A 22630-nucleotide genomic window follows, 5' to 3' on the forward strand; every position below is an offset into this window, starting at 1 on the left:
GTCCCGTTAGGGCGGCGCGCCCGCTGCGGCAAGTTGCTCCGCGACGGGGGCGCGCATGACCGGTAGCTGACGCTTGCATTCACAGGCTGTTCAAGCCCGGCTCCCTATGCGAGACGCAATGAAGATGCTCGTACCGCTTGCGTTATCCGCCTTTGCTGCGCTTGGCCCGGTTTCCGCCCCTGCGGAACCCGTCCAGCGGCGCGACCAGCAGGAAGCGTTCGATCAGCTGCGCCAGGGCCGCATCATGCCGCTGCGCGAGATCGAGGCGCGTGTGCTGCCGCGCATGGCCGGTTCGCAATATCTTGGTGTCGAGCTGGACAGCAGCACCAGTATTTACACGCTGAAGTTCGTGCGTAAGGGAACGGTCATCTGGGTGTATGTCGATGCCCGTTCGGGCAAAGTCATCGGCCAGGACGGTAATTGAACGCCACCAAGGCGTCGTCTGAAGGGATAAACCTATGCGCGTTCTGATCGTCGAGGATGAGCCCAGCCTGGGCCAGCAGTTGAAGAACACGCTGGAAGGCGCGGGCTATGCCATCGATCTCGCCACCGACGGCGAGGAAGGCCATTTCCTCGGCTCCACCGAGAATTACGACGCGATCGTGCTCGATCTCGGCCTGCCCGAAATCGACGGGCTGACCGTACTCGACCGCTGGCGCAAGGAAGGCCGCACCGCGCCCGTGCTGGTGCTCACCGCGCGCGACAGCTGGTCGGACAAGGTCGCCGGCCTCGATGCGGGTGCCGACGATTATGTCGCCAAGCCCTTCCAGTCCGAGGAGCTGATCGCCCGCCTGCGCGCGCTGATCCGCCGCGCCTCGGGCAATGCCTCGTCGGAGCTGATGGCGGGCGACGTCCGGCTCGACACCCGGTCGGGCAAGGTCACCTTGGCCGGCGAGCCGGTGAAGCTGACCGCGCAGGAATACAAGCTGCTCTCCTACCTGCTCCACCACAAGGGCAAGGTGGTCAGCCGCACCGAGCTGATAGAACATATCTACGACCAGGATTTCGATCGCGATTCGAACACCATCGAAGTGTTCGTCACGCGCATCCGCAAGAAGCTGGGCCAGGACGTGATCACCACCATCCGGGGGCTGGGATACAGCCTCGAGGACCCGGATGCCTGATCGAACGCCCGTGACGTCCGGTGGCTGACGGCGAGGCTGCGCTGGCGGCCGACACCCCGGTCACGACCGCGAAACCGGTCGAGGAACAGCGTCCGGCCCCGACCGTCTACCCGAAGCAGAAGACCACCGGCTCGCTCAGCCGCCGGATGATCTTCATCGCAGCTGGCTGGATCGTCCTGCTGCTCACCGGCGGCGGTTTCGCGCTCGACCGCGTGCTGGCCACGGCGGTCACGCGCAATTTCGACGACCAGCTCGAATATGTGCTGACCGCGCTGATCGTCTCGTCGGAGATCGGGCCGGACGGCGAGGTGGTATTTAACCGCGAACCCGCCGACCAGCGATTCCTCGAACCCTATTCGGGCCTGTACTGGCAGGTCAGCGCCAAGGGCCGCGAACCCTTCTCCTCGCGCTCGCTGTGGGATCGGCGGATGGCGTTCGGCAGCAATCACAGCGACATGGCGGTCCACGCCTATGACAGCCCGCAATTCGGCGACGAGAAGCTGCGCATCCTCGAACGCGACGTGAAGCTGCCGGGATCGCCAATCCGCTGGCGATTCCAGGTGGCGCAGAGCCGCGACGGGCTCGACGCGCAGATCAGCGTGTTGCGCAGGACGCTGATCCGCAGCTTCCTGCTGCTGGCGCTCGGCCTGATCGTGATGGCCGCGCTGCAGACCTTTTACGGCCTGTGGCCGCTACGCCGGGTGCGCGAGGAGATCGCCCGGATGCGCGCCGGCAAGTCGCGCCAGGTCGAACGCGCCATGCCCAACGAGGTCGCGCCCCTGGTCGAGGAACTGAACGCGCTGATCGAGCATAACGAGAAACAGGCCGAGGAAGCGCGGCGCCACGCCGGCAACCTCGCCCATGCGCTCAAGACCCCGCTGACCGTCATCATGAATGCCGCGACCGCGCAGGCCGACGATCTCGGCGAGACGGTGGTGCGCGAGGCGCGGACGATGCGGCGCCAGGTCGACCATCACCTCGCCCGTGCCCGCGCCGTCGGCCGTCGCGGCTCGGCGCACAGCCGTGCGGACGTGTGGCCAAGCCTCGAATCGGTCGAGCGGGCGGTCGCCCGGCTCTACCGCCATGTCCGGATCGACGTGGCCGGGCCGAAGACCCTGCAAGTCCATGTCGAGCGCCAGGATCTCGACGAGATGCTCGGCAATCTGATCGAGAATGCCGCCAAATATGGCGGCGGCAGCGTGTTCGTCACCGTCGGCGCCCAGGCGGGATTCGTCGAATTCCTGATCGAGGACGACGGTGTCGGCATTCCCGAGGAAGAGCGCATCCGCATCTTCGATCGCGGCGTCCGGCTCGATACCGGCAAGCCGGGCACCGGCCTGGGGCTCGCGATCGTGCGCGACGTCGCGGAGATTTACGAAGGCACGGTCAGCCTCGAGGAGAGCGAGGATCTGGGCGGCCTGCTGGTCAGGCTGAGACTGCCGGCGGCGAACTGATTACGCCGCCACCTTCAGCTCCCGCATCACCTCGGCAGTGATCGTCAGGCTGCGCTTGCGCGCCTCATGATCGTAGATCGAGCTCGCGATCATCAGCTCGTCCACGCCGGTGCGCTCCACGAACGCGGCGATCCCGCGCGCGACGGTCGCCGGGCTCCCCACCGCAGAACATTGCAGCACATGATCGAGGATCCGTTCGCCCTGCGGCCCGAGCGTCGCGCGATATCCCGGGACCGGCGGCTTCAGCTTGCCGGGGTTGCCGGTGCGCAGCGCGACGAACGCCTGTTGCTGCGAGCTCGACAGCAGCTCGGCCTCTTCGTCGGTATCGGCGGCGAACACGTTGAACCCCGCCATCAGATGCGGCTTCGCCAGCACCTTCGAGGGGCGGAAATCCCGGCGATAGATGGCGATCGCCTGATCCAGCGCATCCGGCGCGAAATGCGAGGCGAAGGCATAGGGCAGGCCCAGCATCGCCGCAAGTTGCGCGCCGAAGGTGCTCGATCCCAATATCCACAAGGCGACATCAGCGCCCGCGCCTGGCGTCGCGCGGATGCCGGTCTGGCCGTCATCGGCGAAATAGCTCTGCAGCTCGACCACATCGCGCGGAAACGCATTCGGATCGCTGTCGAGCGTGCGCCGCAGCGCGCGCGCGACGATCTGGTCCGATCCCGGCGCGCGGCCGAGCCCGAGGTCGATCCGGCCGGGGAACAGCGCGTCGAGCGTGCCGAACTGCTCGGCGATCACCAACGGTGCATGATTGGGCAGCATGATGCCCCCGGCGCCGACCCTGATGCTGTCGGTCGCCGCCGCGACATGCGCGATCACCACGGCGGTCGCCGCGCTGGCGATTCCGGTCATGCCGTGATGCTCGGCCACCCAATAGCGACTGAAGCCAAGGGTCTCGGCGTGCCGGGCGAGATCGGCGGCATTGGTGAGGGATCGGGAAACGCTGCCGCCTTCAGTGACGGGAACGAGATCGAGCAGGGAATAAGCTGTCATGGTTTGAAAGATGGGGATGGAATGCGGCCGGAGGAAGCCCCGACCCGCGCGCCGCGGCATCCAAAGATTTCAGCGGTGCAAGGATTCCTTGCCCTGGGGGTGAATGCGACCGTCCCTCGCACCCGCCTTGCCCATGGCGCGGTGCACGCCTAGAGCCCGGCACCATGCTTGCGCGTCTCGACCCCATCCGCAACTGGATTTTCGATCTCGACAACACGCTCTATCCAGCGAGCGCGCGGTTGTTCGACCAGATCGACCGCAAGATGGGCGCCTATATCGCGGATCGTTTCGGCTGCGACCTGGCCGAGGCTCGCCGCATCCAGAAAGGCTATTTTCACGGCCATGGCACCACGCTGGCCGGGCTGATGGCCGATCATGGCGTCGATCCGCACCAGTTCCTCGATTTCGTCCATGATATCGAGATGGACGTGCTGGAGGAGAATCTGCCGCTCGCCGCCGCGATCGCCAGGCTGCCGGGGCGCAAGATCGTCTTCACCAATGCCGATACGCCCTATGCCGGCCGCGTGCTCGACCGGCTCGGGCTCGGCGCGAGCTTCGAGGCGGTGCATGACATCCATGCGATGGACCTGAAGCCCAAGCCGCAGGAATCGGCCTATGCCGGCCTGTGCGCGGCATTCGGGATCGACCCTGCCGAAAGCCTGTTCGTGGAGGACATGGCGCGCAACCTGAAGCCGGCCAAGGCGATCGGCATGACGACGGTGTGGGTCGACAACGGCTCCGAGCAGACGGTCGACATGGACCGCAGCTATATCGATTTCACCACACACGATATCCGGCACTGGCTGGAAGACATATTGGGGGCATGATGAGCGACTTGCAGGGCACGATCGAAGCGGCATGGGACGCGCGCGACGGGATCGGCACCGGCACCACCGGCGCGGTGCGTGACGCGGTCGAGACCGCACTCGGCATGCTCGATTCGGGCGCGGCGCGGGTCGCGGAACCCGATGGCACGGGCGGATGGCGCGTCAACCAGTGGCTGAAAAAGGCCGTGCTCCTGTCCTTTCGCCTCAACGACAATGCGCTGATCGATGGCGGCGCGGCCGGCGCGCCGGCATTCGACAAGGTCCCCTCCAAATTCGCCGGCTGGGGCGAGGCCGAGTTCCGCGCCGCCGGCATCCGCGTGGTTCCCGGCGCCGTCGCGCGCCGCGGTTCCTTCATCGCCAGGGGGGCGATCCTGATGCCGAGCTTCGTCAATATCGGCGCCCATGTCGGCGAAGGCACGATGGTCGATGCCTGGGCCACCGTCGGTAGCTGCGCGCAGATCGGCAAGAACGTCCATCTCTCGGGCGGTGCCGGCATCGGCGGCGTGCTCGAACCGCTCCAGGCCGATCCGGTGATCATCGGCGACGGCGCCTTTATCGGCGCGCGCGCGGAAGTCGCCGAGGGCGTGCGCGTCGGCGAGGGCGCGGTGCTGTCGATGGGCGTCTATCTCGGCGCCTCGACCAAGATCGTCGACCGGGCGACCGGCGAAATCTTCCGCGGCGAAGTGCCGCCCTATGCGGTGGTCGTGCCCGGCAGCATCGGCGGCGGAGACGGCAAGCCCGCGCTCTACTGCGCGGTGATCGTCAAGCGCGTCGACGAACAGACGCGCTCCAAGACCAGCATCAACGAGCTGTTGCGGGATTGATCCGCAAGCTCGCCTGTCTGTTGCTGTTGCTGGCGGCTGCTCCTGCGCCGCAAGCGGCCGTGCGGCCGGTGCCGATCGATCCGGCGCAGGTGGTCCGCACATTGCCGCATGATCCGGCCGCTTTTACCGAGGGCCTCTTCTATCTGCGCGGCCATCTGTACGAAAGCACGGGGCAGGTCGGCCAGTCGTCGATCCGCAAGGTCGATCTCGCCACCGGCAAGGTTCTGAACAGCGTTTCGGTGCCGCCGCCCTATTTCGGCGAAGGCATCACCGCGGTGGGCGACCAGATCGTCAGCCTGACCTGGCAGCACCATCTCGGCTTTCGCTGGACGCTCGACGGCTTCCGCAAAAAGGGCCAGTTCAGCTATCGCGGCGAAGGATGGGCGCTGACCAGAGACGGCGAGGCCGTCATCATGTCGGACGGCACCGCGCAGCTGCGCTTCCTCGATCCCGCCACGATGAAGGAGCGCCGCCGCGTGACCGTCACCGCGAACGGCCGGCCGATCGATCAGCTCAACGAGCTGGAATATGTCGATGGCGAGATTCTCGCCAATATATGGCGCACGCAATATATCGCGCGGATCGATCCGGCTGACGGGCACGTCGTCGGCTGGATCGACCTGCAGGCACTGATCGACACGGTTGGGGCGACCGATCCCGACGCGGTACCCAATGGCATCGCCTGGGACGAAAAGGGGCGGCATTTGTACGTCACGGGCAAGCAATGGCCCGTCCTGTTCGAGATCAGGCCCCCAAAAGGATAATCCGTGCGCCCTGCCGCACGGAGAAGTGAAATAAAGCGGCAGCTTGCGTCTCGACAACGTCACGAGCCCCTCCTATCCCCCCGCCCGACACCTGAGGGGAATCCACGCCATATGACCACCGCCAGCAAGGTCCTTGACCGCGTTCTCGTGCTCGAAATGGTCCGCGTGACCGAAGCAGCGGCGATCGCCGCCTCCAAACTCGTCGGTCGCGGCGACGAGAAGGCAGCCGACGCCGCCGCCGTCGAGGCGATGCGCGAGGCGCTGAACGAGCTGTACATGGACGGCACCGTGGTGATCGGCGAGGGTGAGCGCGACGAGGCCCCGATGCTGTTCATCGGCGAAAAGGTCGGCTCCGCCATCGGCAAGGGCCCGAAGATCGACATCGCCCTCGATCCGCTGGAAGGCACCACGATCTGCGCCACCGCCGGCCCCAACTCGCTCGCTGTGCTGGCCATTGCCGAACAGGGCGGCCTGCTCAACGCGCCCGACGTCTATATGGACAAGATCGCGGTCGGCCCGGGCTATCCCGACGGCATCATCGATCTCGACAAGAGCCCGACCGAAAACGTGAAGGCGGTTGCCGCGGCCAAGGGCGTCGAGCCCGGTGACATCATCGCCTGCGTGCTCGATCGTCCGCGCCACCAGGCGCTGATCGCCGAGCTGCGCGCGCTGGGGTGCGGCATCATGCTGATCGGCGACGGCGATGTCGCCGGGGTGATCGCGACGACCAATCCCGACACGACGATCGACATCTATCTCGGCTCGGGCGGCGCGCCCGAAGGGGTGCTCGCCGCCGCGGCGCTGCGCTGCGTCGGGGGCCAGTTCAAGGGCCGGCTGCTGTTCCGCAACGACGACGAGCGCGCCCGCGCCCATAAATGGGGCGTGACCGATCTCGACAAGCAGTATGACCTGACCGAACTGGCCAAGGGGGATTGCATCTTCGCCGCGACCGGCGTGACCGACGGCTCGCTTCTGGCAGGCGTGAAGCGCAAGGCCGGCGTGATGACCACCGAGAGCGTGGTGATGCGCGCCAGCTCCGGCACGGTGCGCTGGGTCAAGGGCGAGCACCGCATCTGACCGCGCGGTCACCGGGCGGCGCCCGCGCCGTCAGGGCTCGATTGTCATGATCCGGCGATAGGTCTCCAGCTGAAGCGCGCGGTCGCGCGTCAGGCTGGTGACTTCGGCTGCCTGCATCGGAACATACATCGTCCCCTGCCGCGTGGCGTGGATCGCGCCGATGGTGCCCCGCTCCGAGTCGCGAAAGGCAAGCCACAGGCGCTGCGACCGTCTGAGCTGCTGCCCGGCTCCGGCAGGCAGGCTGCGGAGCAACGCGGCATAGGCCAGGTTCATCCGCTGGTCATAGGCACGCAATGCGCTCACCTCGCAGTCGGTCTGGCCTGCCGTGGAGGCGTTGGCCGCATCGTCCAGACATCTGGCGAGCGCTGCCGCGGTCGGATCCCCCGGCGCTGCCACGGCCGACGCGCCGAACAGCAAGGCGGCCAGTACCGCACCCTGAGTGATCAACCCCATGCGCCCATCCTTTCACTGCCAACATCCGTCATATGGTACGGCGTCGCGCTGCGAGCACGCCGGCCGCCGTCGCGACGATGCCCAGGCCGATCAGGAACATCGCCAGGGCGCTGCTCCCGATTTCGTCGCTGTTGGCGCCGCTGATCGCCCGGGCTGCCGCATTGGCATCCGTGGCGGTCATCGCCGTAGCGAACGCTCTTTCCTCGCACCGTCGCAGCATCTCGGCGCCCTGGTCCTTCAGCCGTTCCTCGCAACGCGCGATAGTGGCCGCATCGGCACCCGGCGGGCCGCCGGTAAATTTCATGACGGCACCGGCGACAAGCATCAGCACGCCCAGCGCGATCAGGATCAACGGGTTCTTTTTCATGCATTTCCTCGACGCGTCAGCGCATCCAACTCTATGGGGTACCGCCCGGCCACATTGTCTGGGCCGGGCGGTGGCCGATCAGACACCCTGCCGCGATTCGCCAGGTTTCATGCCGGCCGGGCATGCCCCGGCATAGGTCGATTCAACCGACGATTTTATCGGCGCCTGGGCCGAGGGCGGCAGGTTCGGGCCGCTCATCTTGGTGACCAGTTCGGTGCGATAGTGTGACGAGAAATCGCCGCTGACGGTGCCGGCGATCGCCATCGTCATCCCGTTCGCGGCGCATTCCATGTCGACTGCATAACCCGATGCCGTGGGGCTCACCAGATTCTTCGAGCAGCTCTGACCGGGCTGTGCGGGCGGGGCGAACGGATTGCTGCCGGCGGCTGGCGCGCCCATGCAAACCTCCATCTTGACTGGCTGCGGCATGCCGGCCGCAGTGACGGTCATCTTCCACAATCCGGCCTTTGGCATCTTCGGGGCATCCGCTAACGCGCCACCGGCGTCGGTGGCCCCGCCTGCCGCCTTGTCGCTTTTGCCGGAGCAGGCGCCAAGCGCGAGAAGGCTTGCCGCAGCGGCCATGGCGATCATCCTGTCGGTGTACATCCATATTCCTTTGCCGTTGATCCGGTCGCGCCTCGCAGGGACGCGCGCTGTACCAACGCAGCGCAGCGGAAAAAGCCCGAAGAAAAATAACGAGCCGGGCTCTATCGCGCCCCACGCGGCCGCCGGCTCTGCTATTCAGCTCCTCCGGCCGAGGGCGATCAGGAGCAATCATGGCAGCGGTGAAAGTCGACCCGGCGAAAGTCCACGAGTTCAAGGACAGCGCCGCCTTCCACGCCTGGCTGGGCAAGCATCACGACAGCGCCGACGAAGTGTGGATCAAGCTGCACAAGGTCGGCTCCGGCCTCCCGTCCATCACACCGAAGGAGGCGATCGACGTCGTGCTGTGCTGGGGATGGATCGATGCCGTGCGCAAGAGCTTCGACGAACGGAGCTACCTCCAGCGCTACACGCCGCGCACCGCAAAGAGCATCTGGAGCAAGATCAACATCGACAATGTCGCCCGGCTGGTCGAGGAAGGCCGCATGACCGGACACGGCCTGAACCAGGTCGAGGCGGCCAAGGCCGATGGCCGCTGGGACCGCGCCTATGGCAGCGGCAAGGACATGAAGATCCCCGACGACCTGCAGGCCGCGATCGATGCCGAGCCCAAGGCCAGGGCGATGCTGGCGACGCTGACCGCGCAGAACCGCTTCGCCCTCGCCTTCCGCATGCACAATATGAAGACCGAAGCCGGCCGGAAGAAGAAGATCGAGACCTTTGTCGAGATGCTCGAGCGCGGCGAGACGATCTACCCCCAGCGGCGCAAATGAGCATGCCTTAGCATGTTCTTGGCCGCCCCTGCGTCCCCCTGCCCGGCGTGATGAAAAGCGCCTTGCCCGGCTCGGCGACGTCCGCGGTATGCCAGGTGCCGCATGGCACCAGCACCCCCTGGCCGACGACCAGGTCGACGCGGCGATGCGGCGTATCCTTCCCTTCCAGTATCAGCGTCATCCGGCCCGAAAGCAGATAGACGAGTTCGTCGCCTTCCGGATGCATCTCCCAGTTCGGCCAGTCGCTCTCGCTGGTGAAGATCGACACCATGCGCCCCTCGTCGAGCCGCGGGTCCGGTGTTTCCCAGAATCCGGCATCGACCGGCAACAGGAATGCGCCGCCCTTGTCGTCGAGGTGGACGAAGCTGGTGTCGAGGACAAAGGCAGGGCAATCCCCCGCTTCCTGCAACGTTTCTGCCATCAACCGCTGCTCCCCGCCGTTTGGCACGCCGTCGATCCTAGTTCCGCCCCGCGCTCGGTCAACATTTCCCATGGCAGCCGCTTTTCAAAGCCCGGCCGCAGCTTTCGCTATCGCCGGGGCGGGTCGATCGATACGATGGAGGAATGAAACAATCCGCGATCGTTACCGGCTCCCGGGGGCGCCTCGGCCGGGCGTTCGCCTCTCGCCTTTCGTCCGACGGCTTCGACGTCCACGGCGTGGAGGTGGGCGAGACGCAGGACCGCGCATCGACGCCCGGCGAGCGGCTGTATCTGTTCGATCTGGCCTATCAACATGGCGATCCGGACGGCCATGTCGACCGCGTGGTCGGGCATCTCGAGAACTGGCGTCGCTATGAGGCGATCTTTGTCCCCTCCTCGCTCTGGATCGGCGCCGACAGCCCCTATGGCCGGGCCAAGCTGGCGGTCGAGCATCTCGCCGCGCGCTATCGCGCGCTCGGCGCCCGCGTGGTCACCGATCGCATCGGCTATTTCCCCGGGGACGGTGTCGACCCCGACCCGAACGAGCCGTTTTACGAGCACCGGGTCACGGGCGACGCGCTCTATGCGCGAGTCATGGCGCGGATGCGTCCTTCGGAAAATGCGACACTCAACAAGCTGGAGCGATTGCGCTCCAGCCGCACAGCCTCATTTCCGCGGCCTGGGATAGGGCACGAAATCGCCAAGGGTGACGAAGCTGCGCTGGATGCGTGAGCTGCGGTCGACCAGGTCGATCGAGTCGAGCGAGCAAAGCTGGCTGCCCTGAGTCTTGCTCACCAGGATATCGTCGCTGTCGAGCGAGTCGGCCGCGATCCGCGGGCGATTGACGTAGATCGTGCTGCCGACTCGGTAGAGGATCGCGACGCCGTCGATCGTCTCGCTCGAGGTGATGCTGTACTGGGCGATGCAGTTCACCGGCTGTCCGGCGACCCGCCCGGCCAGCGCCCTGGCGAGTTTCGCTTCGCCCTTGGCATTGTCGCGCTGCGCCGCGACGGCTGGGGCGGCCGATCCGATCAGGGCCGCGCCGAGAAGCAGAGTGGGGAATATGCGCATGGTCATCCGCCTGTCCGAAGGTGATGGGCCCTGAATATGGTGTCGAAGCACTCCGGGTGCCACCTAAACCAAAGGTATAGGGCAAGCCGCGCTCCCCGCGCGCTATAAACCGCCATGGCTTCCGGATCGCGCTTTGATCGGAAAAAGAAATCGGGATTCCGATGGACCCGCAAGCCTCGTGGCGCGCTTTGCAGCATAGCCCGGCACCGCGCGATGAGGCGCCCCAACCCGAGGGCCCGGCAACAGGAAAGATCGTCCCATGACTCTGCTATTGGTCGCCCTCGCCCTTGCGGGCGCGCCGCAGCCCGCCGATTCCGTCATCGGCAGCTGGAAGACCGAGACCCGTGGCGGCGTGGTCGAGATCGTGCGCTGCGGCGCGTCGATCTGCGGCCGCCTGGTCACGTCGGACAAGCTGCGCACCGATCCCAATTTCAAGGACGAGAAGAACGGCAACCCCGCCCTGCGCAACCGCCCGTTGCGCGGCCTGCAGATCCTCGGCGGTTTCACGCGGCAGGACGCCGGCTGGGTCGGCGGCAAGATCTACAATGCCGAGGACGGCAAGACCTATAATGCCGAGATCACCCTGGCCGGCGCGAACCAGCTCAAGCTGCGTGGGTGCGTGTTCAAGCCGTTCTGCAAGACCCAGACCTGGACCAGGGTGCGCTGACGCCCATTTCCGAACCCTGCCGCAAGGCGCGTATTGCTTACAGGATTGATGCCATGTCGTATCTCAGGACTTCCCTCGCCGCCGCCTCCACTGCCGCCTCGCTTTTCGCCTTTGCCGGCACGGCGCATGCCCAGGCTTTCTACCTGCAGGAGCAATCGGCGCGCGGCGCGGGCCGCGCCTTCTCGGGCGAAGTCGCCGATACCGGCGCCCAGTCGCTGTGGTGGAACCCCGCCGCAATTGCCGGCTCGATCGATGCCGAGGCGGCGCTTGCCGTCGCCGCGATCCTGCCGCGCGGCGAGGTCGTCGACACCGGCACGCTGATCGGGCGCCCCGGCCAGCCCTTCGCGCCGGTGGGTGGCCAGCAGCGCTCGCGCAACCCGATCACCAACGGGATCCTGCCCTCGGGCGCCATCGCGATTCCGCTCAACGACCGCATCGCCTTCGGCCTGGCGGTCACCTCGCCCTACAGCTTCACCACCGATTACGATGCCGATAGCTGGGCGCGCTATTCGGCGGACCGCACGAAGCTGCTGACCATCGACATCCAGCCGTCCGTCGCGGTGGCGGTGACCGACTGGCTCCGCGTCGGTGCCGGGCTCAACGTCGAATATACCGATGCCTTTCTCAGCAACGCCCTGCCCAATGTGCTCGCCTCGCTGCCGGACGGGCACCAGCAACTCAAGGGCCATGGCTGGGACCTGGGGTGGAGCGCCGGCGTACAGCTCCACAATGATGTCATCACGGTCGGCATCGCCTACAAGTCGGGCATCAAGCACAAGCTGAAAGGCGATCTGACGATCGACGGGCTGGTCGGCCCGCTGGCGGGATCGAACATGTCGCTCTCCGGCATCGAAGCGCGCTTCGATACCCCTGCGCAGATCATCGTCGGCGCCCGGGTGAAGGTCGCGCCGAAGCTGACTCTCAACGCCCAGGCGACGCGCTTCACCTGGGCCGATTTCGACGCGATTCGCCTCGGGGCGCCGGTCAACGCCGTGATCCCCGAGCTGTATCGCAACAGCCTGAGCGTTGCGGGCGGCGTCGATTATGACGCGACCTCCCGCCTCACCCTGCGCGCAGGCGTCCAGCGCGGCCAGACCCCGACCCAGAATGGCCAGCGCGATGCGCGCGTGCCGGATTCGAACCGCTGGAACTTCGGCGCGGGCGGCAGCTACAAGCTCACCTCGCGTTTCACCATCGATGCCGGCGCCAATTATGTCGACTTCGAGGATCAGAGCATCGATCGCGTCACCGCGGCCTATGTCGGCACGGCGGCGCAGACTCCGGTGCTCACTTCGGGCGAGTTGCGCAATGCGCATGCCCTGGTGTTCTCGCTGGGAGGGCGGGTGACCTTCTGACCGGCGCCGCACTCTGGATCGGGTGGAGCGCCTGTGGCAAACCGGGTCACGCCAATCGGAGTTCGCATCGATGAAGACCGCAGCACTTGCCTCAGCGCTCACCCTGCTCGTGCTCGGCGGGTGCGATCAGGCCTCCGCCCCGGCGCCGGACAATGGCGCCGCCGCCCCGGCCGCACCGGTGAAGGCGGCCGAGAAGGATTATTATGCCGATCGCATCAACGCGCTGACCGACAAGCAGCGCGATGCCGTGCTGCTCAAGGCGATCAAGGATGCGGGCGGCGAATGCCCGGCGGTGACCGGGTCGGCCGTGCAGGCGCCGGTCGAGGGGCATCATGCCTGGATCGTGCATTGCACCGCGGGCAAGGACCTGCGCGCGCTCGACTGGGTGGTCGTGCTCGGGTCCGGCGGGATGATGAGCATCGTCCGGCCGGGCGCGCTCTGACCGCCTCCCCGATTCGGGTTGCCACCGAAACGATTTCGTCTCCGATTGCATAAACGTCCCCCGGGCATATCGTCCCGGCACCGCGCCCCTGCCTTGTGCTGCAGGCCGCGCGACGCCGGCGACCGCGTAATCGTCGCCCAATTTCGAACCAGAAATCGCATAGGGGACGATGATGAGAGACTTGATCAAGGGGCGCCGTATCGGCCGGCGCGGTGCCGCCGTCGTGGTGGCCACGATCGCGGGCATCGGGCTGCTGGCCGCCTGCACGACGAAGCCGGACAAGCCGGCCGGGCCGTCCTATCTTGCCGCTTTCCCGGATTTAGCGCCGGACGTGACCGCGCAATTCCCGGGCGACGTGGATATCGCACTCAAGAAGAAACTCGAAGGCGAGAAGAAGTTCGCCCAGGTCCAGCGCGAGTTCGACCTTTATTCCTGGCAGATGTTCCTGGCGCTGAACTGGCCCACCGATAACGAGGGCAAGGCAGCGCCCAAGCTGACCGACACCAGTTTCGGCGCGCCGCACTGGACCTTGTGGCAGACTTCCAATGCGATCTTCCAGCCTGACGGCGCGAAGCCGGCCGCCTGCGCCTCCAAGGCCGCCGCGCGCACGCTGGTGCTGCGCCGCGACCTGAGCAAGCCGGTGAGCCGCGGGCTGAAGGCCTTTTCGGCTCAGGCGACCTCCGGCGCCGATCCCCGCCTTACCCGCTTCCTCGGCGTGGTGTCCGCGGTGGGCGAACTCAACGCGTCCAACCTCAGCGAGATCGACCAGGCCTTTTCCGGCCCGCTGATCGATCAGAATGGCGAATTCGTCTATTACGAGATCATGATCGACCCGAACGAGGTCGACTATCTCTGCGCCAACAGCCTCTACAACATCAACGGCCAGGTCGCCTTCAGCCAGGCCGGCGGCAAGGTGCAGATGCCGTTCGGCACCCCCGACAAGGACTGGACCGGATCGACCGAGCTGAAATTCGCCTGGCGCATCCTGAAAAAGGGCAGCGACGATTTCAGCCGCTTCCACACCCAACCCGCCGTGGTGATCGACCAGGGGCCTGACGGTGCCCAGGTCGAGCGCAAGGTGACGGTCGGCCTGGTCGGCATGCATATCGGCCACAAGAGCTCGACCTCGCCGCAATGGATCTGGTCGACCTTCGAGCAGATCGACAATCTCGATGTCGATCCGGTCGCGCATCCGACGCTGAAGCCGTCCTTCGTCGACACCAACTGCCCCGGCTGCGCGGTCAACCAGCTGCCGGTCAAGGTGAACGGCGTCTACCCGCGCATCCCGACTCAGGCATGGCGCGCCATCCCCATCCCAGGGGACAAGGTGGCACTGAATGCCCAGGCGCAGGCGGCGCTGAAGAAACTGGGCAGCGTCTGGCAATATTATCAGCTGATCGACACGCAGTGGCCGACCGACCCGAGTGCGCCGCCGACCGCGTGGGACGCCGGCCTGCCCGGCGCGGTGACCAACAAGCCCGGCGGTCATCCGACCCCGACCTTCCTCACCAACATCACGATGGAAACCTATTTCCAGAAGGGCAATCAGGCGGCGTGCAACAGCGAAGAGCTGCCGAACGGCGTCAACTGCCCGGATGGTAGCGCGGTGGAACCGCCGGTGTGGAACTCGGCGCTGAACAATCTCGGCAAGCCCGTCACGCCGGGGGTCAACACCCTGTCCTTCATCACCGAAAGCTGCACTGGCTGCCACAGCTCGGCGGGCATCTGGACCAGCTGGGATCCCACGAGCGGCACCGGCACGAAATCCGGTCAGCTGACCGCGGACTTCTCCTGGCTGCTCCAGCAGAAGGCGAGCTATGCGGGTGCCGGGGCGCAACCCAAGCCGCTGTTCGGCAAGCTGCGGGATTAGTCGAATTGGTCGGCCCCTTCCCTTCGGGGAAGGGGCCGACCTGATTGCTCAGAACGCCGCCGTTACCGACACCACGAGCCGGCTGCTCGCGATCGACGAGCCGTCCTTCGTGCTCGAGAAGTTCGGCTGAAGATAAGCCGCCTCGGCAGTGCTGATATCGGTATCGACATAGGCCGCGCCGAGCGTGACCGGGCCGAGCACGTAATCGACGCCCAGCAGCCAGTCGACATATTTGCCGGTCGGCGCCACGCTGGTGCCGTTTGGGCCCAGGCCGGGATTGCCGTCGGAATAGCCGACATGCGCCTTCACGGTGATCGGCGTGCTCGGGATGCCCGCACTCGCGTCGCCCCAGATGTAGAAATTGTCCTCGCTCTGCCCGGCGCTTTGCGGCGTGTTGGAAAAGTTGCCCAGTGCCTTCTGCTTGGGGGCATAGGCCACGCCCGCCAGCAGGGTGACCGGACCGGCCGTGCCGCTGACCTTCACATAAGGCTCGGCGAAATCGGTCAGGTCGGCGCCGCCCGGATACATGTACCAGGTCAGGCCGACATCGACCGTCGCGCCGCCGAACGAGCGCTTGTAACCGCCGATCAGGTCGAGCTCCATGTTGGAGCCGCCGAACGTGCCCCAGCCGGCCAGGTTCGATCCCCAGACGCCCGCATAGAAGCCGCTCTCGTGCGAGACGGTGATGCCGCCCTGGATCGCCATTTCCTTGTCGGACTGGGATACGCCGCGGAATCGATAATCGGAAACGAGCGCGACGCTGCCGGAAACGGTGACGGGTGGCGGCGGCGCGGTGTCCTGCGCGGCGGCAGGCAGTGCGGCGATGGTCATCATGGCCGCGCCAAGGACATAGAGAGTTTTCATGGGACACCCCTTTGTTAGGATAGGGTCCCTCCTGCGGCCGGGACCGCCGCTTCTCTCGCCCCCCGGCTGAACGGGGTAGGAAAGGGTCGGCCCGGGCAGGAATGTTTCTAGCGAGGCGCTTGTTTGCCTAGGTTGCCGCTTCGTAACGAAGTGTTGCCTGCGACGCCCGTCCCCAACGAGCGAACGGCCCCCTTCCTCGCCCGAGGGGAGGAAGAGGGCCGCCAAAGGCCGACGGTGGGGAGAGTCGACCTCTAGTGCGCGGCAGCCGCCAGCTTGGACGGCGCGCCGATAAGCTCGACGGGGTGCCCCGACGCGCGACGACGGCTGAGCCAGTCCTTGAGCAGTTCGGCGCAGGTATGGTCGATCGTCGCCAGCCGCGACATGTCGAGCCGTACCTTCTGGCCCTGCGGCAGCTCCTCCAGCGCATCGGAGAGCTTGGGCAGGGTAACGAAGGTCGCGCTGCCCGAGAGCTGGACCGCCCTGCCCTGATCGTCGTCGTGCGACGCGACCTTCAGGCGCAGGCGGCGGACATGCGGGATCAGCTCGAGCAGCGAGAGCCCGATGCCGACCAGCACGCCGGTCAGCAGATCCTCGACCACGACGAGGATCAGCGTGATCGCCCAGATCGCGGCCGGCAATATGCCGTAATTGCCGAACAGGTGGCGGACATGCGCGATACTGACCAGGCGCCAGCCGGTCACCACCAGAACGGCACCGAGCGCCGCCATCGGGATCTCGCGCAGCAGCCAGGGCAACAGCGCTACGAAGCCGAGGATCCACGCGCCGTGCAGGATCGTCGACAGGCGCGTCGTGGCGCCTGCCTGGACGTTGGCGGAGCTGCGCACGATCACGCCGGTCATCGGCAAGGCGCCGGCGAAACCGCACAACAGGTTGCCGATGCCTTGGGCACGCAGTTCCTTGTTATAGTTGGTGCGGACGCCGTCATGCATCTTGTCGACCGCGGCGGCCGACAGCAATGTTTCTGCGCTGGCGATAAAGGCGATGGCGAGCGCCGCGACCAAGACCGACGGGTCCATCCACTTCTGCAGCAGATCCGGGCCCGGCAGCGCGATCGCCGAGGCGATCGATTGCGGCACGTTGACGCGAGTCACGTCGAGGCCAAGCGTGAACGCGGCCAGGGTGCCGGCCACGACGCCGACCAGCGCGCCCGGCACCTGCTTCAGCGCGGCGGGACGGAAGCGTTCCCACCCCAGCATGGTACCGATCGTCAGCAGGCCGATCGCAAAGGCGCGCTCGACGCCCGACACGTCCATCGACAGGCCGAGCACCCGTCCCGGCATCGCGGCGATATTGGCGAGGCCGCTCGACAGCGGGGTCGCGTCGAACAGCACATGGAACTGGCCGACCACGATCAGCACGCCGATGCCCGCCAGCATGCCATGCACCACGGCGGGCGAGATGGCGCGGAACCAGCCGCCCAGCTTCGCGATGCCGGCGATCACCTGGATGATGCCGGCGAGGATCAGGATCGGGCCCAGCGCGGACAATCCCTTGTCGCGCACCAGCTCGAACACGATGACGGCAAGGCCGGCGGCGGGGCCGCTGACCTGCAGCGGCGAGCCCGCCAGGAAGCCGACCACGACACCACCGATGATGCCGGTGATCAGGCCTCTTTCGGGCGGCACGCCGGAGGCGACCGCGATGCCCATGCAAAGCGGCATCGCGACCAGGAAAACGACGATCGAAGCAGTGAAATCACGCGAGACGGTGCTGAACGAGGGCAGGTCGAAACCGGCGATCTTCATTCCGCCGCCTCCAGATATTCGATGCCGTTGGCGAGGCGCTGCGCCGCCGGCAGCGCGACCGGCAACGGACGATCGTCCCGCACCGTGGCGAAGCGGCCGGCCGTGCCGTCAAGCGCCAGGATCGCGCCTTCGCGGATATCGACGAACCAGCCGTGCAGGGTCATCTCGCCCCGGGCGATCGCGGAGGCGACTGAGGGGTGCGTGCGCAGATGCGCGATCTGCGCGACGACATTTTCCAGCGCGGCTGTGCGGACCCGCTCGGCATCCTCCATATGCGGGTAGCATTCATTGACCACGCTGGCCGCGGCATTGCTGTGGCGCAGCCACGCCGCGACATTGGGCATGCGCTCGAGCCCTTCGGGGTTCATCAGCGCCTTCATCGCGCCGCAGTCCGAATGGCCGCACACGATGATGTCGCGCACGCCGAGCGCCATCACGGCATATTCGACGGTCGAGGAGACGCCGCCGGTGTGATTGGAAAAGGGCGGGACGATATTGCCGGCGTTGCGGCATACGAACAGGTCGCCCGGGCCAGCCTGCATGATCTGCTCGGGCACCACGCGCGAATCCGCGCAGGAAATCATCAGGGCCTTGGGGCTCTGCCCGTCATTGACCAGCTTGGCGAACAGGGCGCTCTGGTTGGGGAAAACCTGCTTCTCGAAACTGAGGACGCGGCCGATAAGGTCGTTCACTGCTTGGCTCCTGCTGCCGGGCCCAACAGGTCGGGCGCGGCTTAGGCAGGGTATCTAGGAGGGCAGTTTTGCTGCGATGCCGCATCACTGTAAGGAATCATGTCTACCGAGCGGCAGAATGATTTCGGCGCGCAGGCCGCCTTCCCGCCGGTTCGACAGGCGGAGCGTCCCGCCTTCATTCTCGATCGCCTTCACCACGATCGACAGGCCCAGCCCGAAGCCGACCGTGTCGCGGCGGCGCGCATTGTCCAGCCGGACAAAGGGTTCGAGCACCGTCTCGAGCGATTCCTGCGGAATGCCCGGCCCATTGTCGTCGACCCAGATCGTGATGTGCTCGCGCCGCCCGGCAAGCGTGATCGTCACCGCCTGGCCGTGATGCAGGCCGTTCTCGACGAGGTTGCCGATCGCGCGGCGCATCGCCGACGGCCGGATCACCGCATCCAGGTGATCGGGGCCGACATAGCGCACGTCCTGGCCGACATCCCCGGCATTGTCGGCGATCGTCGCGCACAGCACGGCAAGGTCGATCAGCGCCGGCTTCTCCGCATCCTGATCGCCGCCGAGAAAGGCGAGCAGCGAGGAGACCATCGCCTCCATCTCCGCGATGTCGGCATGGATCGTGTCGCGCAGGTCCGGCTCGACGACACGGTCGGCGCGCAGCCGCAGCCGGGCGAGCGGCGTGCGCAGATCATGTCCAACGGCGGCCAGCGCCTGGGTGCGATCGACGATCAGGCGGTGAATTCTGGCCTGCATGCGGTTGAATGCGCCGATCACGCGGCGCACCTCGCCCGGGCCGGCTTCGGGCACCTGCGCCTGATCGGGGCTGCCGAACCGGTCGGCCGCGTCGGCCAGCTGGCGCATCGGCTGCAGGGTGCGGCGGATCAGCAGGCCGCCCAGCAACATCGCGGCGATCGCCAGCAACGAGGCAACGAGGATTCGGCTCGGCGCAAAATCGATATTGGGCACCGGTTTGAGCGTCTGAAAATGCAGCCAGCTGCCATCGGGCAGAGTCACGCCGCCCACCACCACCGAGCTGCTGCCGAGCGAGACGACGCGAAACCGCAGGTCGGTCGGGCCGAGCGTCGGCTCCCAGGCCACCACTTCCTTGCGCATGCTGTCCAGCGACGGGGCGAGCGGCGGGGGCGGCGGGCGGCTGCGTTCCCACGCCATCATGTAGTGATCGGTCGACAGTTCGGCCGCCATCGCCGGACGTTCCACGGCAGGCAGCTCGGCGACGAGCCGGCGCGCGATCACCAGATGCTCGGCCAGCCGCCGCGCCCGGTCGCCGCTCAGCGAAAAATGGCTCGCGCGCTCATAAAGGATCGTGCTGGCGGTGAACTCGACGATGACGACCAGCAGCAGGATCGCGACGATCCGCCCGAGCAGGCCGATCGACGGGCGCACGAAATGGCTCAACTGCGCGTGACACCCGTATTCAACATATAACCGACGCCGCGCACCGTCACGATCGGGGCGGGCTTGTCACCCTGAGTCAGCTTGCGCCGCAACCGGCTGACCAGCACGTCGACGCTGCGGTCGGAGCTGTCGGTCAGCCGGGTGCGCGACAATTCGATCAGCCGCTCGCGCGCGATGACCCGGCCGGCATGGTCGAGCAGACTGGTCAGCAGGTCGAATTCGGCGCCGGTCAGCTCGACCACCGAGCCCGCCGGCGACAGCAATTCGCGGCGCGGCAGGTTGACCGTCCAGCCGTCGAAGCTGAGCATGCCCTGCTCGCGTTCGCCGCTGCGCCGGTCGAGCGCGCCACGACGCAGCACGGCGCGGACTCGGGCGGCGAGCTCGCGCGTGCCGAACGGCTTGGCGAGATAATCGTCGGCGCCGAGCTCGAGCCCGATCACGCGGTCGGTCTCGCTGCCCTTGGCGCTGACGAAGATGATCGGCACGTCGCTGGTCTTGCGCAGTTGGCGGCACAGGTCGATGCCGCTGGTGCCGGGCAGCATGATGTCGAGCAGCACCAGATCGACTGGTCCCGCTTTCAGCGCCAGCCACATCTCGGGCGCGGCCGAGGCCGGGCGGACAATATAGCCATGTTCCTGCAGCGCCCGGGTCGAGAGCGTGCGGAGCGCCGGATCGTCTTCGACCAGCAAGATGGTGGGGGCGACTTCGGGGCTTGGGCGGGGGTGCATTATTGTCATGTTGCAGTGCGAGGTAAGTACCCGTTCCGTAAGGGTCAATCGCTTCGACGATCGTAGCTCGGCCAGAAACAATTTGTCACGGACCGGTGCCGGGCGAGAAAAGACCAGCCGGCTATTGGGCATACTCGCATTCATTTACGAGGAATAGCCCATGCTTGTCCGTACCCTTCTCGGCGCCGCGCTGCTGAGCGTCGCCGTCCCCGCCCTCGCCGTATCGGACGCGCCCCGCGCCGAATCAGCGAAGCAGTGCGTGCTCGCGCAACAGGGCGCGCCCCATGGCAAGGGCGTCGTCACGCCGATCGTCAAATGCGAAGCAAAGGCACCCGAGATCGCGCGCAACGAGCAGCCGGCCAAGGCCCCGGTCGCCCGCAACTAAGTCCCCCCGGCCCCTTCCCGTCATGCCGGTCCTGCGCGGCATGACGGGCTTTTTTGCCCGCCGGCGGAACAGGCAAAAAAGGCCCCGCCGGAACACCGGCGGGGCCTTCGATTTCGGCATGGGGGTCGCTGTTAGCGGCAGCGCACGTCGCTGCTGTTCTGGTCGATCGACTTGCCGGCAAGCGCGCCTAGCGCGCCGCCGATCAGCGTGCCGGCTGCCCGGTTGCGTCCGCCATCGATGACGTTGCCCAGGATGCCGCCGCCGATCGCACCGACGATCAAGCCGGTCGTGCCGTCGTTGCGCTTGCAATAATAGCGACCGTCCGAACCGCGATAGACCTCGTCGTTCGACGACAGGCGGCGCTCGGTATAACGGGGATCGTCGCGATAATAGCGCGAGGCGTCATAATCGGTCGCGAAGCGGCGATCGTCGTCACGCACCGCGACCGCGCCGCCATAGCCGTTATAGTCGTTGTTGCGCGCCCAGCGCAGCGAGCGGCTGAGGTCGTCGAGCCGGGTCAGGATCATCTCGCGACGCTGCGGTGTCAGACGGCCACGGTTCAGGTCGGCTCGAATCGTGTTGAGCTGATATTGCGCGCGACGTGCCTCACGACGGTCGAGGCTGCGATCGGCCACGCCACGATCGATCCGGCGCTGCAGGAAGGAGATACGGTCGCGCGGGCTGTCCGGCGCGCCGCGCCAGAAACTGTCGCGGTCCCAGTTCGATGCGCTGTTGCTGCTGCCGCGCCAATCCTGCGCCTGTACCGCGAGCGGGGCGCAACCAATGGCTGCGAGCGCCGCGGCGCTGCATAGGGTGATGATCTTCATAATTCGCTCCTGAGACTCTAATCGTTTGATACGATTGCGAACTGAAACCCCCCAGTCGCCAATAAGTGCCATTCCGGTCTCAATATTCGTGCTGTCTGGCCCCTTGCGCCGCCGTCGCCGCGGCGCGAAGAAACGTCTTTCTCTCGCCCTCGCTCCCGAAAGGACGCCGATGATCTTCCCCGAAGACGTCTTCACCGAACCGAGCGACGTCGATCCCGATACGCTCGCCAATCTCGGGCCGCTGCGGCGGCTGGCGGGGCGGTGGCAGGCGCGCAAGGGCGTCGATCTGAACCCCAAGGCCGACGGCCCCGAGCGTCGCGTGTTCATCGAGCGGATCAGCTTCGATCCGATCGATCCGCAGGCGAACGGGCCGCAGCTGCTCTACGGCCTGCGCTATCACATCCACATCACCACCGAGGAAGAGGACATCACCTTCCACGACCAGGTCGGTTACTGGCTGTGGGAGCCGGCGACCGGCATGGTGTTGCAGACCGTCGCGATCCCGCGCGGCCAGGTCGCGCTGGCCTCGGGCCAGTCGACCCCCGACGCGGACAGCATCATGGTCTCCTCGGTGCGCGGCCAGACCGAGAACGGCATCTGCTCCACCGCCTTTCTCGAATATGCCTTTCGCACCGACAGCTACCGGATCGAGATCACCTTCAACCCGGACGGCAGCTTCAGCTATGTCACCGATACCGTGCTCACCGTCCACGGCCGCGCCGAGCCCTTCGCGCACCGCGACCAGAACACGCTCAAAAGGATCGGAGAGCCGAAACCCAACCCGCTCGCCGCCATCCTGGCGAAGCGAGCCGCCAAACAGGCATGACGGTTCGATCGCCACGCGGTGATTGACTTCCCTTCC

At 66.5% G+C, this 22630-nt stretch carries 27 protein-coding genes; 15 read left to right on the plus strand and 12 right to left on the minus strand.

Features of this window, described 5'->3' with window-relative positions:
• Nucleotides 1-118 precede the first annotated feature (118 nt).
• The 3 genes from ACZ1I5_RS15030 (at nt 119) to ACZ1I5_RS15040 (ending at nt 2578) form a co-directional block, all read left to right on the plus strand.
• Nucleotides 119-424 carry a PepSY domain-containing protein gene (locus ACZ1I5_RS15030; protein ID WP_465170046.1) on the plus strand — a complete coding sequence of 102 codons (306 nt, stop codon included), beginning with the start codon at nt 119-121 and terminating at the stop codon, nt 422-424.
• 34 nt (nt 425-458) lie between these two features.
• Nucleotides 459-1124, plus strand: coding sequence for a response regulator transcription factor (locus tag ACZ1I5_RS15035; protein WP_332720422.1), 666 nt, complete (start codon nt 459-461; stop codon nt 1122-1124).
• Between the two features lie 146 nt (nt 1125-1270).
• On the plus strand, nt 1271-2578 hold the full coding sequence (locus tag ACZ1I5_RS15040) for a sensor histidine kinase (RefSeq protein ID WP_465173979.1): 1308 nt from the start codon (nt 1271-1273) through the stop codon (nt 2576-2578).
• Here the strand turns inward: ACZ1I5_RS15040 and ACZ1I5_RS15045 are convergent, their stop codons facing one another.
• Nucleotides 2579-3577, minus strand: a complete 999-nt coding sequence (locus tag ACZ1I5_RS15045; RefSeq protein WP_465170047.1) for an LLM class flavin-dependent oxidoreductase — start codon at nt 3575-3577, stop codon at nt 2579-2581. It abuts the gene before it with no gap.
• A 164-nt stretch (nt 3578-3741) separates the two neighbouring features.
• Here ACZ1I5_RS15045 and ACZ1I5_RS15050 point away from each other — a divergent pair, with 164 nt between their 5' ends.
• The 4 genes from ACZ1I5_RS15050 (at nt 3742) to glpX (ending at nt 7069) form a co-directional block, all read left to right on the plus strand.
• Nucleotides 3742-4404, plus strand: a complete 663-nt coding sequence (locus ACZ1I5_RS15050; RefSeq protein WP_465170048.1) for a pyrimidine 5'-nucleotidase — start codon at nt 3742-3744, stop codon at nt 4402-4404.
• Nucleotides 4404-5228, plus strand: coding sequence for a 2,3,4,5-tetrahydropyridine-2,6-dicarboxylate N-succinyltransferase (gene dapD / locus ACZ1I5_RS15055; protein ID WP_465170049.1), 825 nt, complete (start codon nt 4404-4406; stop codon nt 5226-5228). The genes ACZ1I5_RS15050 and dapD overlap by 1 nt, the downstream gene beginning before the upstream one ends.
• The gene (locus ACZ1I5_RS15060; RefSeq protein ID WP_465170050.1) at nt 5225-5992 is read left to right on the plus strand and encodes a glutaminyl-peptide cyclotransferase; all 768 of its coding nucleotides are present in this window, start codon (nt 5225-5227) and stop codon (nt 5990-5992) included. The genes dapD and ACZ1I5_RS15060 overlap by 4 nt, the downstream gene beginning before the upstream one ends.
• 111 nt (nt 5993-6103) lie before the next feature.
• Nucleotides 6104-7069: a class II fructose-bisphosphatase gene (glpX, locus tag ACZ1I5_RS15065; RefSeq protein WP_465170051.1), complete on the plus strand. Its 966-nt coding sequence runs from the start codon at nt 6104-6106 to the stop codon at nt 7067-7069.
• Between the two features lie 30 nt (nt 7070-7099).
• Here glpX and ACZ1I5_RS15070 read toward each other — a convergent pair whose 3' ends face one another.
• From ACZ1I5_RS15070 to ACZ1I5_RS15080, 3 genes are all read right to left on the minus strand, one after another.
• Nucleotides 7100-7522 (minus strand): lysozyme inhibitor LprI family protein, encoded by a 423-nt coding sequence (locus ACZ1I5_RS15070; RefSeq protein ID WP_465170052.1) that lies wholly within the window; start codon nt 7520-7522, stop codon nt 7100-7102.
• 28 nt (nt 7523-7550) lie between these two features.
• Nucleotides 7551-7889 (minus strand): hypothetical protein, encoded by a 339-nt coding sequence (locus ACZ1I5_RS15075; RefSeq protein ID WP_465170053.1) that lies wholly within the window; start codon nt 7887-7889, stop codon nt 7551-7553.
• Between the two features lie 78 nt (nt 7890-7967).
• Complete coding sequence (locus tag ACZ1I5_RS15080; RefSeq protein WP_465170054.1) at nt 7968-8480, minus strand: DUF3617 domain-containing protein; 513 nt, start codon at nt 8478-8480, stop codon at nt 7968-7970.
• 185 nt (nt 8481-8665) lie between these two features.
• Between ACZ1I5_RS15080 and ACZ1I5_RS15085 the strand changes: the two genes are divergently transcribed.
• Complete coding sequence (locus ACZ1I5_RS15085; protein ID WP_465170055.1) at nt 8666-9265, plus strand: YdeI/OmpD-associated family protein; 600 nt, start codon at nt 8666-8668, stop codon at nt 9263-9265.
• Between the two features lie 7 nt (nt 9266-9272).
• On the opposite strand, the gene ACZ1I5_RS15090 is transcribed toward ACZ1I5_RS15085, so the two are convergent.
• On the minus strand, nt 9273-9686 hold the full coding sequence (locus ACZ1I5_RS15090) for a cupin domain-containing protein (RefSeq protein WP_465170056.1): 414 nt from the start codon (nt 9684-9686) through the stop codon (nt 9273-9275).
• A 143-nt stretch (nt 9687-9829) separates the two neighbouring features.
• Between ACZ1I5_RS15090 and ACZ1I5_RS15095 the strand changes: the two genes are divergently transcribed.
• Nucleotides 9830-10417: an NAD-dependent epimerase/dehydratase family protein gene (locus ACZ1I5_RS15095; protein ID WP_465170057.1), complete on the plus strand. Its 588-nt coding sequence runs from the start codon at nt 9830-9832 to the stop codon at nt 10415-10417.
• On the opposite strand, the gene ACZ1I5_RS15100 is transcribed toward ACZ1I5_RS15095, so the two are convergent.
• Nucleotides 10352-10756, minus strand: a complete 405-nt coding sequence (locus tag ACZ1I5_RS15100; protein WP_465170058.1) for a hypothetical protein — start codon at nt 10754-10756, stop codon at nt 10352-10354. The genes ACZ1I5_RS15095 and ACZ1I5_RS15100 overlap by 66 nt on opposite strands.
• A gap of 259 nt (nt 10757-11015) precedes the next feature.
• Between ACZ1I5_RS15100 and ACZ1I5_RS15105 the strand changes: the two genes are divergently transcribed.
• The 4 genes from ACZ1I5_RS15105 to ACZ1I5_RS15120 all read left to right on the plus strand — a co-directional run bounded on the left by ACZ1I5_RS15105 (nt 11016) and on the right by ACZ1I5_RS15120 (nt 15090).
• Entirely contained in the window at nt 11016-11423 is a 408-nt protein-coding gene (locus tag ACZ1I5_RS15105) for a DUF2147 domain-containing protein (protein ID WP_465170059.1), read from the plus strand.
• 53 nt (nt 11424-11476) lie between these two features.
• Nucleotides 11477-12778 carry an OmpP1/FadL family transporter gene (locus tag ACZ1I5_RS15110; protein WP_465170060.1) on the plus strand — a complete coding sequence of 434 codons (1302 nt, stop codon included), beginning with the start codon at nt 11477-11479 and terminating at the stop codon, nt 12776-12778.
• A gap of 70 nt (nt 12779-12848) precedes the next feature.
• Nucleotides 12849-13220: a hypothetical protein gene (locus ACZ1I5_RS15115; RefSeq protein WP_465170061.1), complete on the plus strand. Its 372-nt coding sequence runs from the start codon at nt 12849-12851 to the stop codon at nt 13218-13220.
• A gap of 172 nt (nt 13221-13392) precedes the next feature.
• Nucleotides 13393-15090, plus strand: a complete 1698-nt coding sequence (locus ACZ1I5_RS15120; protein WP_465170062.1) for a hypothetical protein — start codon at nt 13393-13395, stop codon at nt 15088-15090.
• A gap of 48 nt (nt 15091-15138) precedes the next feature.
• Here ACZ1I5_RS15120 and ACZ1I5_RS15125 read toward each other — a convergent pair whose 3' ends face one another.
• The 5 genes from ACZ1I5_RS15125 to ACZ1I5_RS15145 all read right to left on the minus strand — a co-directional run bounded on the left by ACZ1I5_RS15125 (nt 15139) and on the right by ACZ1I5_RS15145 (nt 20556).
• Entirely contained in the window at nt 15139-15954 is an 816-nt protein-coding gene (locus ACZ1I5_RS15125; protein ID WP_465170063.1) for a TorF family putative porin, read from the minus strand.
• Between the two features lie 251 nt (nt 15955-16205).
• On the minus strand, nt 16206-17720 hold the full coding sequence (locus ACZ1I5_RS15130; protein WP_465170064.1) for a SulP family inorganic anion transporter: 1515 nt from the start codon (nt 17718-17720) through the stop codon (nt 16206-16208).
• Entirely contained in the window at nt 17717-18412 is a 696-nt protein-coding gene (locus ACZ1I5_RS15135) for a carbonic anhydrase (RefSeq protein ID WP_465170065.1), read from the minus strand. The genes ACZ1I5_RS15130 and ACZ1I5_RS15135 overlap by 4 nt, the downstream gene beginning before the upstream one ends.
• Nucleotides 18413-18496: 84 nt before the next feature.
• Entirely contained in the window at nt 18497-19828 is a 1332-nt protein-coding gene (locus tag ACZ1I5_RS15140) for an ATP-binding protein (protein WP_465170066.1), read from the minus strand.
• Nucleotides 19825-20556 (minus strand): response regulator transcription factor, encoded by a 732-nt coding sequence (locus ACZ1I5_RS15145; protein WP_465170067.1) that lies wholly within the window; start codon nt 20554-20556, stop codon nt 19825-19827. The genes ACZ1I5_RS15140 and ACZ1I5_RS15145 overlap by 4 nt, the downstream gene beginning before the upstream one ends.
• 160 nt (nt 20557-20716) lie before the next feature.
• Here ACZ1I5_RS15145 and ACZ1I5_RS15150 point away from each other — a divergent pair, with 160 nt between their 5' ends.
• Entirely contained in the window at nt 20717-20941 is a 225-nt protein-coding gene (locus tag ACZ1I5_RS15150) for a hypothetical protein (RefSeq protein WP_465170068.1), read from the plus strand.
• A 131-nt stretch (nt 20942-21072) separates the two neighbouring features.
• Here the strand turns inward: ACZ1I5_RS15150 and ACZ1I5_RS15155 are convergent, their stop codons facing one another.
• Nucleotides 21073-21468: a glycine zipper 2TM domain-containing protein gene (locus ACZ1I5_RS15155; RefSeq protein ID WP_465173980.1), complete on the minus strand. Its 396-nt coding sequence runs from the start codon at nt 21466-21468 to the stop codon at nt 21073-21075.
• A gap of 469 nt (nt 21469-21937) precedes the next feature.
• Here ACZ1I5_RS15155 and ACZ1I5_RS15160 point away from each other — a divergent pair, with 469 nt between their 5' ends.
• The gene (locus tag ACZ1I5_RS15160; protein WP_465170069.1) at nt 21938-22594 is read left to right on the plus strand and encodes an FABP family protein; all 657 of its coding nucleotides are present in this window, start codon (nt 21938-21940) and stop codon (nt 22592-22594) included.
• Nucleotides 22595-22630 lie beyond the last annotated feature (36 nt).

The organism is Sphingomonas sp. BL-S-30 (assembly GCF_055521475.1).